Raw genomic sequence first — 11,958 nt, forward strand, 5'->3', positions numbered from 1 at the left:
AGTTAAATAAATTCAATCAACTGGACGTTCTTTTTCTTCTGGTTCAACGTTCCCGAGATTTAAATAATTATAAATCTCTTTCTTAAAAGTAATAAATAACAATACAATTCCAATTAACAAAAATAACCACGTGAATATGTTCCCAAAATACAATGGTTCAGGAACAGTAGGATACGAACTCGAATTGGTTTTTTGTGCAAACCAATAAATATAGGAACTTAACCGTTCGATTGTAAAAATCAATCCACTTGTCAAAATGAAGATTAAACCCATAATTACACTTGTATTTCTATTCATATTACCCCCCCTTTTTTCAATTATAATTCTACGTCAATCCAAATACTCCCTTCTTCAACTAACCTGCTCCGTTAGTTTAAGTGAGAACCTTCGCAACATTTAAATTTACTTTACCATAAGTCTCCAAATACAACACTGCAAATTTATTCGGTCGCTTCAATTTGTATTCGATTAATGTGCTAATTCATGGGTTACCCCAACAACCGAACCTGTTATGGTGAGTGTCATTTTTTCTTTATCCACCCGCCTTTGCTTCGATGATATTAACCTGCATTTGATGAGTGCATTTCCGAAGTGTAGCCCTATATATAAGAGTGAGATAGGACACCATTGGAAAAACGGCCAAGAATCCCTTTATGACAACGTTTGTTGCCGTTTTAGGGTGTGACAGAAAAGTCACAGGGGTGTGATTTAATTGTCACACCCACTTCCGAGAAATTCCCCTTCATTTCAAAAAGTCAAGGGGTGTGATAAATATGTCACACCCTAAAAGGTCATTTACCGGTTTTTTGCTTCTTTTTGAACTCCAAAAAGGTTTTCCTTTTATACAGTTTCCCGTGTTCTTCGTTCTGGTTAATCCATAATTTCCACGGCAGCAATACTTTCTTCCTTTCCAATCGATCAAAGGTGGTAATCAGTTTGGATAAAGTTGCATCCACCTTGTTTCGGTCACCTGCATAGATAATTTCAGGATTCATGAACAAAGGTCTTCGTGAAACATTCCGGTTAAACTCTTTAATTTCCTGGGCGTCCACAAATTCATAAACCACCCCTTTTTCGATTAACTTGCTTAATACTCGGCTACAACTCTCCCTGCTCCTGTTCAAATAAATTGCTAAATCTGATACAGTCATAAATTGTCCAGTCTCTTGATCCGTGACTGCATTCGAATGAAACTCAACTAATGGCGACAGTGAAAATAAAAAACCTAGCTCTGCATTCGTCAGGTATTCATTCCTGACTAGCACATCTAGGTTATCTTTGATTCCCTGCACAAAGGTCGCCTTGTTCTTCTGTTCCAGTTTATAGAGGCCGTACCCCTGCTCATTCGCTTTACGTTCCTCATTGGCTACACTCAATAAATCAACGACTGACTTACTATCACGCAATCTAGCTTTCTTTTCCGCTGACTCTAGATGCTCCTTCAAATTCATACATTCACCGCCTACCTGTGCTTGCTTCATTTGCAAATCGATTATTGTAATCCATATATGCCCTAATCCGGTGTGCCAACCCGCTATTTCTTTCAGCCAATTTGTTATTCTGGATAGCCATATTCATGGCCTTCAGTGTGCCGATTAGAACAATCTTCTCCTTTGCCCTTGTCATTCCTGTATACATAAGATTGCGAGCAAGCATGACATAATGGCTGGTAGTAGCGGGGATAATGACAATCGGTGCTTCACCCCCTTGTGACTTGTGGATGGTAATGGCATAGCCAAGCTCCAATTCTTTTGTATCCGTTTTTTCGTATGTCACTGTTAATCCAGAAAAATCGCAAGTCATCACTTCCACTGTTTCGTTATCTTGATTCACCTTACTTGAAATTTGGAGGATGACCCCAATATCTCCATTGAAAACGCCTTTTGTTTTATTGTTCTTAATCTGGATTACTTTATCACCTTGACGGAAAAGCCTTTTGCCGACTTTCCATTCACTTTTCGTTTGATCAGCAGGATTTAAGGCTTCCCGAAGCTGTTCATTCAACGTGACTGTGCCGACGGGACCTTTTTTCATCGGGCTTAAAATTAAGATATCGGACAAGGGGTGCCCCAACTCTTGAAAACGGAGAGCACTTCTGACAATCAGTTTAGCTATCCGCTTCGGGTCTTCTTGTTTGATAAAATAAAAATCACCTTTATCTTGATCGATAAGAAGTGATTTCCCTTTATTGACTCTATGGGCGTTGCTGATAATCTGACTTTCTTCAGCTTGCCTGAATACTTCTGTCAGGCTGACTGTAGGGAGACCAGCCTTAATCATATCGCTGAGAACATTACCTGGGCTTACGGAAGGCAGTTGATCAATATCACCAACAAAGAGAATCTTCGTGTCGCGCTCAAGTGCATCCAGCAACAAACTGGCCAACTGAACATCAACCATCGACATCTCATCAACGATCAAGAAATCGCAAGGCAGCTTGTCTTCCCAATTGTATAGGGGAATCTCTCCTTGCTGGAATCCAATTAATCGATGAATTGTCGAAGCTTCACACCCTGCCACTTCAGACAGTTGACGACTTGCTTTACCGGTGGGGGCTGCCAAGCAGACATTTTTTTGGGGAAACATATCTTTATACATATCCAACATGGCACGAATAACAGTTGTTTTCCCAGTTCCAGGTCCACCGGTGAGTATTAGAATCTGTTCCTCGAATAAGCGCCTAACTGCTACTCGTTGCTTTTCAGCCAGGATGATTCCTTGTTTCCTCTGATACTTCATTATCTGCTTTTCGAGCGAAGGCAATGCTTCGCCACCCCGAGAACCCTTCATTTCTGAAAGTTTCCGGGCTAATCTGTCTTCATATGTGAATAAAAACTTTGGATAAACACACCCATCTTCAATTACGATGTGTTTTTCTTCTAAGCGATAGATACTTTGAGTCAATTCATCCATAGAAACCTTATCAGCATCTAAGGCATTATGGTTTAAGGCTCGTTCCGCTTCCGTGAATAACTCGTCTTCCGGAACGAAACAATGACCGGAACTAAAACACGTTTCCTTCAGGATATAATTTACACAAGCATCAATTCGAAATCCAGACAAAGGGGAAATCCCCATCTTGCGAGCAATTTCATCAGCCTTTAGAAATCCTATCAGATTCAACTCTGTGAGCTTATATGGATTTTCGGTAATTATGGCAACCGTATTGGATTCATATTCCCTATACAAGCGCATAGCCATATTTGCCGTTATCCCATAGCCAAGCAACTCCGCAAGAATTCTTTGGACTTCAAATGTGGACCTGATACTTTCAACAATTTGATTGGCCCTCTTCTTTCCTATCCCTTTGATGCCCTGTAAACTTTGTTCTCCTTGTTGAGAAATGATGGGTAACGCTTCTTCGCCCAACTTCTCAACAATGAGTGCCGCTTGTTTGGCTCCGCACCCCTTTACAAGTGGAGAGGAAAGGAATGCGATAATCTGGTCTTTCGTTTGCGGGATTGGCCTTTCCCAAAAAGCTACAGCAAGTTGTTTGCCGAATTTCGGATGCATCTCCCAAGTACCTTGCACTTGGATTTCCTCACCTTTATCCACCCCATAGATATTTCCTTTAACAATGAATTCCTCTTCTTCGGTCTTTAATTTAGCGATTAAAAACTCTTCATTTCGATACAGCACTTTAGAGACTTTCCCAATATAGACGTTCATTCCATTCTCACCTCGTTACTATGCCGGAAGATCCAATCCTTTAACCGATGGAGAAAATCATCGGCATTTGTGGCTGGATAGAGGTTCTGTATTTCAATTTCATTGTATAGGCTCAGAAACAAGGTGCGCGGCAAGATAACTGATTGACGTTTTCGACGAACCAACGCTTTGCAACGCTCTACCAGACTCCTAAGTGGACTGGAAGTCTCGACTGTCGCTTTCATCTCATTTAAAGATTCACTCAGCGTAGTTTCAAGTGAATCAATACTTTCAAGCAACTCACCTTCTTCTTCAGTCCCTATAACCGTGTTCGCTTCATGAAGCATTTCTTTTTTCGTATCTTGGATTTCCTCATGGGAGAGTAGTTCATCTAGCTGCATTTCCACTTCTGGGCTAACATCAACCTGAGTAAAGAAAGCATCCACTTCTTCTTGAGGGATATTATACTTACTTGGAATCCCAGCTACATTCGGAATCGATTTAACTAGATGCCAAAGATTATCCGGGAAATAATGAAAGTTAACATTCAATTCAACTAAAATGTACCCACTTAAAACGCTACTGATTTTCCTTGCACCTTTACGAGCTTCCCGTAACTCAGTCGATAGTTCCCGGATGTTCTCCTTATAACTGTTGAGCAATTTAAGCGAGTTGGCATCTTCATATACTTTGAGATTGTCACAAGCTGCACGGAGGTTACTTAAACCGGCCTGAATCCGTTTCATATATAAATGATCCGAAATGTCTTCGGTTTTTAATGCAGATAGATCAATCATGTCATGTTCATTTCGAACGATTTCAGTGAATGTTTCCATTGCATATATTGCTTTGACCATAGATTCACCTGTCCTCAACAAGACCGCTTTCAACATTTCTTTTACTTCGATCTCTTTGCCGGAACGCACTTGGACTACAAAGTATGCCATCTCTCTTCATCCTTTCAAAAGTTATATATCAGAACTGGAATGCAACTGTTATCGAAAAACGAGATGAAAATTTCTGTCCAGGAAAATCGCCATCTTTGATGCTTGAAATGACCAAGTCTGTCCTTTGCCTTTTGGATAATAGACAAATCCACCGTTCTGACTGTCGAGTTCTTTTTTAAACACTGGTCTAAATAGGATATTTTCTTTAAGCCATTCACTTTTCTTGCCTGTCCTTTTTTCAAGATCCTTCATGCTCCAGTAGACCCCCACCAACTCGCGGCTCCTCAATTCTTCAAGTTCCACCTTCCGGATTAAGACTTTGTCATTTGGTATAGGAATTGTAAGATTCACTTCCAGCTGCTGTTCCATCAGTTCTTGCCTCCTTGAATAGTAGATTTTGTAGGTAATGTATACATTGAGATAAATAACAGTTACTCATTATGCGTAACTAAAGTGTAAAAAAATTTACCAAATGAGTCGTTTAGTAACTCAAAATTAAAGAAACAAGAATTAAGAGCTACTTTCTACTCTTTTTGAGTAACCTTACAGATTACTATACTTACTCATTTCGCGTAAGTCAAATAATTCGTTACTCTTTTCGAGTAATAAACATATTTCGTTACTCATTATGAGTATTTTAGTAGATAAATGTTACTCTTCCCGGGTAAAAATGCTATAAGAATCAGGAAAACTATGATAGAATATAGAAAATGATCATGAGATGGTGTTTAATATGGCTAAAAAACTTTCCGAGAAATTAGAAGCACTTAGGAAAGAAAGAAAATGGACCAAAACTGAGGCGGCAAGAAGACTAGGTATTAAAACTGTATCTACCTATGCCAGTTGGGAATACGGCACAAGACATCCAGATCGTAACATGATTAAGGAAATTGCTACACTCTATAACGTTTCAACTGACTTTCTTTACGGCCTTTCTGACAGTCCTAATCCAGCTGATGATGACCAGGATGACCAGGAGTTTGAAAGTGTTATAAAAGACCCTGACCTCAAAAGATGGTATTTGGAACTACCTAATTCTGATGAGGAAGACTTAAGGAAGTTGAGAAAAATGTGGGAACTCATTAAAAATAAGGACAAATGAAACGTATTTTAAAAATATGATTAAATTACCCTATCTTTTATTTTTAGATAGGGTATCATTATAATTTAAAAGCGAACATACATTCGTTTAACGTTGTAAGGAGATGTGTAAATTTGAGGATTGCAAATTTTAGTCTCTTAGAAGATATGGTTTTATCAATATATCATTCACTCGCTGTAACAGATCCAGATTCATTTAATTGCGATGAATTGATTGCTATGATTTCCGAGAAGTTTGATATAAGCACTTATTACTTTGATGAGGCAAGCGAGGCAAACAATTTAGGGGGAAAGTATCGGATCTTTTTAAATGAAAATCAAACCTCACAAAAGATTTGGCAGGATTTCGCTCATGAACTAGGACACATTCTTATACATGAAGGGCATCAGAAATTCATGTTTGAACCCTTTCGCAATTATCAAGAATGGCAGGCAATACAATTTGCTCACCATTTTTGCATACCCACATTTATGTTGAATGAATTAGATCTGCCACAACTACGGTGTGAGGCTGTCTGGCTCATTGCGAATACTTTTAACGTGGAATTAAATTTTGCAGCTGAACGATTGGACAAATGGTTACTAAACAGAAAGGCTCTTCTATACAGTTCGTAATTTAATATAGAAAAGAGGTAATTTTTTATGGCTACATTTCAACAGAGGGGAAAGACATGGCAATACACCATCAGCCGATACACTGAAGGAAAATATGATCCTATTCGAAAAGGAGGGTTTCGTACAAAAGGAGAGGCGAAAGTAGCGGCTGATATAATTGAGGGCGAATTGGCACGAGGTATATCCCCTGTTTTATCAAAAGACGTCTTTGCTGACTATTTCTATGAGTGGGTAAAGGATTTAAAGTCACCGAAAGAAAAAGTCACATATGAGCGCTACCTAAATACGTATAAAAACATAAAAGAATCTTTTGGCAGGACAACACTACAAGACATGACAAAACGAAAATATCAACGATTTTTGAATGAGTATGGGAAAACACGATCATATGAAACGATCAGGAAATTAAACATGCATATTAGGGCCTGTGTGAAGGATGCAGTCGACGAGGGAAGAATCCGGGTAGACTTTACCCGTGGAGTGGAATTCAACAGCAGCGTCGTTTCTAAGAGGCCTGAAGAGCGTCACTTGAATTATGAAGAAAGTGTAGCGTTGATTGCCGAATTGAAAAATCGGTTAGATAGAAGTTTGGGGTATTATTTATTATTGCTGGCAATAGTGTCGGGTTTGAGGTTCGGAGAATTATGTGGATTGAAAAGAAGTGATTTCGATTTTAAGAATAACATTATAAAAGTTAGACAGGCTTGGGACTATAAAGAAGGGACTGGATTCACCTCCCTAAAAAACCTTCAGTCTAAAAGGGACGTTGCTATCGATGAAGTAACAATGGCTCTATTCAAAGACCTGTTTTCCAAATTACCATCAAATATTTACGAAACCGTATTCTTCAACCCCCAATCGATCAAAGGTACTTTAACGAATGAAGCAACAAACAAACTGCTCCGCAACACTTTAAAAAAGTTAGGGATTCAACCCATATCCATTCACGGGCTACGGCATACGCATATTTCAGTTCTGTTATACAAAGGGGTATCAATACAGTTTATTTCGGAAAGAGCAGGTCATAAGGATATAGAGACCACATTGAAGTATTATACGCATGTGTTAAAAGAGATGCGGAAAGAGGAAGAGGAGAAATCGGTAAGCATAATGACTTCGATGCATGCTTGATTGTGCTTATAATGTGTTGCATTTGTGTTGTGTTCGTTTAATTCTAATCGTTTTTAAACGTATACCCCCAAAATGAAGAACGGCCGTAAACGCTGTTAAATCAACGTTTACGGCCATCTTGCTTTTTCTTAACGTGTTTAACTTTAACTCAAAAACGTCCCAGGAGGGATTCGAACCCCCGACCCACAGCTTAGAAGGCTGTTGCTCTATCCAACTGAGCTACTGAGACATGTTGTTTGGCAACTGTTGATTGCCTAACGACAAGTTTTATTATAGGCAGGCCCGCTGGAAAAGTCAACACTAATTTGCGATATTTTTCATTTCCGCTGTAATAACAGGTTCCATGTCCATGTTTTTGAAGTGAATTCGGTATCCGTCGTCCCATTCTATTTCGGCGAAAGTCGGCTGCTTACCTTCCCTCGGAAGCAATGTGCTTCCCGGATTGACGAATAATATCCCCTCCCTCAGTTCAGCTGCATACGAATGGGAATGACCAAACAAGACGATGTTGGCCCCGATTTCCTGAGCCCCATAATACAATGGTAGCATTGTCCGTTTGCAATCATGCTCATGCCCATGCACCATCCATATTATTTTGCCGCCCAATTGAATGATGACCGAATCCGGAAAACGATCATCCCTATCACAATTACCCTTCACAATATGGATGTTTTGTATTACCGGATCGTCCCATGACAATTCACTATCCCCGCAATGGAAAAGTGCATCCGCCTGCAACGCGGAAACGGCCTTCACCGTTTCCTTATCGCCATGCGAATCGCTCATTACAACGATCTTCATTGCCCATCTCCTAAATCGAGCAACTGTGGCAAATGTTCCTTCAACTGGCGAAGTGCCGCACCCCGATGTGAAATTTCACCTTTTTCTTCCGGTGACAACTCAGCCATCGAACTTCCCTTTTCAACAGAATAGAAAATCGGGTCATAACCGAAGCCGTTCGAACCTCTTCTCTCTTCTAAAATCACTCCATCGCAGCTTCCTGAAAACGTGACTGTCTCCCTATCAGGTCCTGCTACGGCGAGTACGCAACGGAAACGTGCCGTACGTTCCTCCTCAGGTACTCCCTGAAGCTTTGAGAGCACCTTGTCGATATTCGCCTCGTCATTCTTCGGCTCGCCCGCATAACGCGCAGAATAGACGCCTGGAGCCCCTTGCAGCTTATCGATTTCCAGACCGCTATCATCTGCAATGACCATGATTCCCAGAAGTTTAGAAACCGTTTCGGCCTTCAAAATAGCATTTTCTTCGAAAGTAACACCCGTCTCTTCTACATCGATATCCTGTTCCAAGTCATTCAAAGTCTGCACTTTGAAGCCGTAAGGACTGAAAAGCGTTTCAAAATCCTTTGCCTTCCCTTTATTGTTCGTGGCAATCAATATCTTCTTCACCGTTCTTCATCCTTTCCGCCAATAAGCGTACCAATTTCACCAAGCACATCTTTTTGGATACTGATCAGTCGTTGGATGCCCGCTTCTGCAAGCTCGACGAGATCATTCATTTCCTGTCTCGTGAATGTCGCTTCCTCGCCAGTCCCTTGTAATTCAACAAATTCCCCCGCCCCCGTCATGACGACGTTCATATCGACAGCTGCCGTCGAGTCTTCTGGATAATCGAGATCAAGCAGCAAGATGCCTTCCGCTGTCTTCCCTACACTTGTAGCGGCCAAATAGTCACGGATCGGAAATTGGGTTAATCCTTTCTCTTTCACTAACTTGGAGACCGCCATGCTCATAGCGACAAACGCCCCTGTAATGGAAGCTGTTCGTGTCCCCCCGTCTGCCTGAATAACGTCGCAGTCAATCCAGATTGTCCGTTCTCCAAGTGCACGAAGGTCTATTACCGCTCGCATCGCGCGGCCGATCAAACGCTGGATTTCCATCGTTCTTCCGCCAACTTTTCCACGTGACGATTCCCGTTGAGTCCGCTGACCAGTCGCTCGCGGGAGCATTGAATACTCAGCGGTCACCCAGCCTTGTCCACTTCCTCTTAGAAACGGTGGAACTCTTTCCTCTATGGATGCCGTGCAAATTACCTTCGTATTTCCGACAGAAATTAGCACCGATCCTTCAGGATGGATTAAATAATCCGTATCAATTGTAACCAGCCTTCCCATATCTGCAGTTCTTCCATCATGCCTCATATTGGACAACCTCCACTATTCGAATTCAGCATCCATCTTACCATACTCATTTTCGGCATAGCAAAACCCCGGTTGCCTTTATTGGCATCCGGGGTTACTTAGAACAATATGCCTGACATCAGGGTTTTCAATACCGAGCCAATCGATTGCGATCGATGTAAAGCCATCCAATTGTCCGGTCGTGTAAAATATCGGCTCATTTCGATTACCGGAGATGTTTGCAAGGTCAAGGCCGGATAAAGTACTCTCCACATCCCGCACCGTCTCGTACGCAGACGATACGATTTTCACACCAACCGGTAATTGTTCTTTAATAGGATCATGTAGAAGTGGATAATGTGTGCAGCCTAAAATGGCTGTGTCAAATTCCAAATGTGCTATCGGCTGCAATGACCGTTTTATTATCGGTCGAATGTCCATTTGTTTGTATTGGCCGCTTTCAACAAGAGGCACAAACTCAGGACAGGCAAGAGGAATAATATCCACCTCTTCCGAAATAGCGGAGATAGCATTCTCATACGCCTTGCTTTTAATTGTGCCGACTGTCCCTAACACCGCAATTTTCCCGGTAGATGATGCGAGTGCGGCGGCCCTTGCCCCCGGCTCGATTACTCCTAACACAGGGAAAGGGAACCTAGCTCGCAACATATCTAGCGTCACGGCTGTCGCGGTATTGCAAGCGACCACCAGCATTTTAACACCCATTTTGGCAAGAGCAGTAGCCATTTCCATCGTAAATTCCTTCACTTCTTCTACTGAACGTGGCCCGTATGGACAACGCGCATCATCGCCTATATATATAATTGTTTCATCGGGTAAAAAATGTAATATTTCTTTTGCGACGGTCAATCCGCCTACACCGGAATCAATGACTCCGATTGGTGCATTTTTCGGGATCTTCAATCCTTGATCATCTCTTTGTGCAGTTTTGTCAACAATCGGGAAAACTCGTTTATTTCCACCTCTGAAAAATCCTCGAGAACTGCATTCAAATATTTCCGTCGTTTGTCGATTACTTCTTCGATAATACGTTCACCCTCACCCAATAAATGGATGCGCACGACACGACGGTCCTGCTCATCCCGCACCCTCTTCACGAGCTTGTTGTTTTCCATGCGATCGACAAGATCCGTCGTCGTGCTGAACGCCAGATACATTTTATTCGACAAGTCGCCGATCGTCATGTCCCCATGCTCGAACAACCATTGCAATGCAATGAATTGAGGAGGTGTGATCGTATAATTACTTAATATTTTTCGGCCTTGCTGCTTTATGATCCCAGATATATATCGAAGTTCCTTTTCCATCCGAGCAATGTTCTCGGCGCCGTCAAGACTCATTGCGTTATGTTCCGCCACATATACCAGCTCCCTGAAAACAAATACTGTTTACTTATTGTCACCTTTTTCGCCATAGAACGCAACAGTTTTAAAAGGTTTATAAGTATTGGAAGTTTTTTCAGGGAACTGAGCATACACATGTAAATGACGGTTCATTTGAGCCTTATAATTAAGGAACGACAATAGATTTGCTTAATTCAGTTTCAGTTCCCCTAATCGCAACAATTCGACAATCGCTTGTGCCCTTCCGGATACTCCTAATTTCTGAATGGTATTCGAAATATGATTCCGGACGGTTTTTTCGCTAATGCCGAGCCGTCCTGCGATTTCTTTCGTCGTATGATCATCCACTAATAGATGAAAGATTTCTCGCTCCCTTGCTGTAAGCAAAGAACGGTTTTTCATTTCTCCTGTCAAGACGCGCCCCCTCCTATCCACGTTCACTTTACAATATGTGAAGATGGTTTAGGCTGTGCCGGCTCGTTCATCATTTTAAAAGGAAAACCCGGATTTTTGATTACTTTTCCATGGAACCGATTTGCCTGTTGTCCTATCGATTTGGACAATCGTTCCTCTTCCCGTAAACACTATTTCGTTCTTCGCATTTTTTGCCATATAATGAATGTCGACGGAGCTGTTTCCGACAGATTCTGCTTTGACAAATATCGACAACTGTTCGTCAAAGAATACTTGCTTCATATAGTCGCATTGCAGATCAGCAACGACTGGTATTGTCGTTCCATTGGGGTCAAGCCACTCTTCCATATGGCCGACGTGCTTTAAGTATTCAATCCGTGCATATTCAAAATATGCGAAGGTGACAGTATTGTTTAAATGGCCGTACATGTCCGTTTCTGAAAACCTAACGGACACAGGTACGGAAAACGTGAACTCTTCCATCCACTTCTCCATGTTATCAATATATGCAATCCTCAACATTCCCACTCCCTTTACTAAAATGAATGAACATTCATTCTTTTATTATAGCAAATAGTTGGCAAACATCCAATATAAC

15 protein-coding genes and 1 tRNA gene are annotated in these 11,958 nt (G+C 41.4%); 3 read left to right on the plus strand and 13 right to left on the minus strand.

Translation table 11 applies throughout. The annotated features are described in order from the left end of the window. Positions 1–12 precede the first annotated feature (12 nt). The 5 genes from AB1K89_RS07295 to AB1K89_RS07315 all read right to left on the minus strand — a co-directional run bounded on the left by AB1K89_RS07295 (position 13) and on the right by AB1K89_RS07315 (position 4,964). Positions 13–297, minus strand: a complete 285-nt coding sequence (locus AB1K89_RS07295; protein ID WP_413054115.1) for a hypothetical protein — start codon at positions 295–297, stop codon at positions 13–15. Positions 298–791: 494 nt separating this feature from the next. Further along, positions 792–1,451, minus strand: a complete 660-nt coding sequence (locus tag AB1K89_RS07300) for a helix-turn-helix domain-containing protein (protein ID WP_413054116.1) — start codon at positions 1,449–1,451, stop codon at positions 792–794. A 4-nt stretch (positions 1,452–1,455) separates the two neighbouring features. Continuing rightward, positions 1,456–3,669, minus strand: coding sequence for an SF1B family DNA helicase RecD2 (gene recD2, locus AB1K89_RS07305; RefSeq protein WP_413054117.1), 2,214 nt, complete (start codon positions 3,667–3,669; stop codon positions 1,456–1,458). Next, positions 3,666–4,595, minus strand: coding sequence for a transcription termination/antitermination NusG family protein (locus AB1K89_RS07310; RefSeq protein WP_413054118.1), 930 nt, complete (start codon positions 4,593–4,595; stop codon positions 3,666–3,668). The genes recD2 and AB1K89_RS07310 overlap by 4 nt, the downstream gene beginning before the upstream one ends. A gap of 48 nt (positions 4,596–4,643) precedes the next feature. Continuing rightward, a complete protein-coding gene (locus AB1K89_RS07315) occupies positions 4,644–4,964 on the minus strand; it encodes a DUF771 domain-containing protein (protein ID WP_413054119.1) in 321 nt (106 codons plus the stop codon). A 364-nt stretch (positions 4,965–5,328) separates the two neighbouring features. Here AB1K89_RS07315 and AB1K89_RS07320 point away from each other — a divergent pair, with 364 nt between their 5' ends. From AB1K89_RS07320 to AB1K89_RS07330, 3 genes are all read left to right on the plus strand, one after another. Continuing rightward, a complete protein-coding gene (locus AB1K89_RS07320; protein WP_413054120.1) occupies positions 5,329–5,697 on the plus strand; it encodes a helix-turn-helix domain-containing protein in 369 nt (122 codons plus the stop codon). A gap of 113 nt (positions 5,698–5,810) precedes the next feature. Continuing rightward, positions 5,811–6,311 (plus strand): ImmA/IrrE family metallo-endopeptidase, encoded by a 501-nt coding sequence (locus tag AB1K89_RS07325; protein WP_413054121.1) that lies wholly within the window; start codon positions 5,811–5,813, stop codon positions 6,309–6,311. A 27-nt stretch (positions 6,312–6,338) separates the two neighbouring features. Continuing rightward, on the plus strand, positions 6,339–7,442 hold the full coding sequence (locus AB1K89_RS07330; protein WP_413054122.1) for a site-specific integrase: 1,104 nt from the start codon (positions 6,339–6,341) through the stop codon (positions 7,440–7,442). Positions 7,443–7,597: 155 nt separating this feature from the next. On the opposite strand, the gene AB1K89_RS07335 is transcribed toward AB1K89_RS07330, so the two are convergent. From AB1K89_RS07335 to AB1K89_RS07370, 8 genes are all read right to left on the minus strand, one after another. Continuing rightward, positions 7,598–7,671 (minus strand) — tRNA-Arg (locus AB1K89_RS07335). 71 nt (positions 7,672–7,742) lie between these two features. Next, the gene (locus AB1K89_RS07340) at positions 7,743–8,243 is read right to left on the minus strand and encodes a metallophosphoesterase (protein WP_413054123.1); all 501 of its coding nucleotides are present in this window, start codon (positions 8,241–8,243) and stop codon (positions 7,743–7,745) included. Next, positions 8,240–8,851, minus strand: coding sequence for an XTP/dITP diphosphatase (locus AB1K89_RS07345; protein ID WP_413054124.1), 612 nt, complete (start codon positions 8,849–8,851; stop codon positions 8,240–8,242). Before AB1K89_RS07345 ends, AB1K89_RS07340 begins: the two co-directional genes overlap by 4 nt. After that, on the minus strand, positions 8,848–9,603 hold the full coding sequence (gene rph / locus AB1K89_RS07350) for a ribonuclease PH (RefSeq protein WP_413054125.1): 756 nt from the start codon (positions 9,601–9,603) through the stop codon (positions 8,848–8,850). The genes AB1K89_RS07345 and rph overlap by 4 nt, the downstream gene beginning before the upstream one ends. Before the next feature lie 78 nt (positions 9,604–9,681). Next, entirely contained in the window at positions 9,682–10,506 is an 825-nt protein-coding gene (racE, locus tag AB1K89_RS07355; RefSeq protein ID WP_413054126.1) for a glutamate racemase, read from the minus strand. Further along, positions 10,503–10,943 carry a MarR family winged helix-turn-helix transcriptional regulator gene (locus tag AB1K89_RS07360; RefSeq protein WP_252503206.1) on the minus strand — a complete coding sequence of 147 codons (441 nt, stop codon included), beginning with the start codon at positions 10,941–10,943 and terminating at the stop codon, positions 10,503–10,505. Before AB1K89_RS07360 ends, racE begins: the two co-directional genes overlap by 4 nt. Before the next feature lie 192 nt (positions 10,944–11,135). Then, positions 11,136–11,348, minus strand: coding sequence for a helix-turn-helix domain-containing protein (locus AB1K89_RS07365; RefSeq protein ID WP_060204861.1), 213 nt, complete (start codon positions 11,346–11,348; stop codon positions 11,136–11,138). A gap of 87 nt (positions 11,349–11,435) precedes the next feature. Beyond that, the gene (locus AB1K89_RS07370) at positions 11,436–11,882 is read right to left on the minus strand and encodes an acyl-CoA thioesterase (RefSeq protein WP_413054127.1); all 447 of its coding nucleotides are present in this window, start codon (positions 11,880–11,882) and stop codon (positions 11,436–11,438) included. Between the last annotated feature and the right edge of the window lie 76 nt (positions 11,883–11,958).

Origin of the sequence: Sporosarcina pasadenensis (assembly GCF_047228845.1) — a bacterium.
Taxonomy (GTDB): domain Bacteria; phylum Bacillota; class Bacilli; order Bacillales_A; family Planococcaceae; genus Sporosarcina.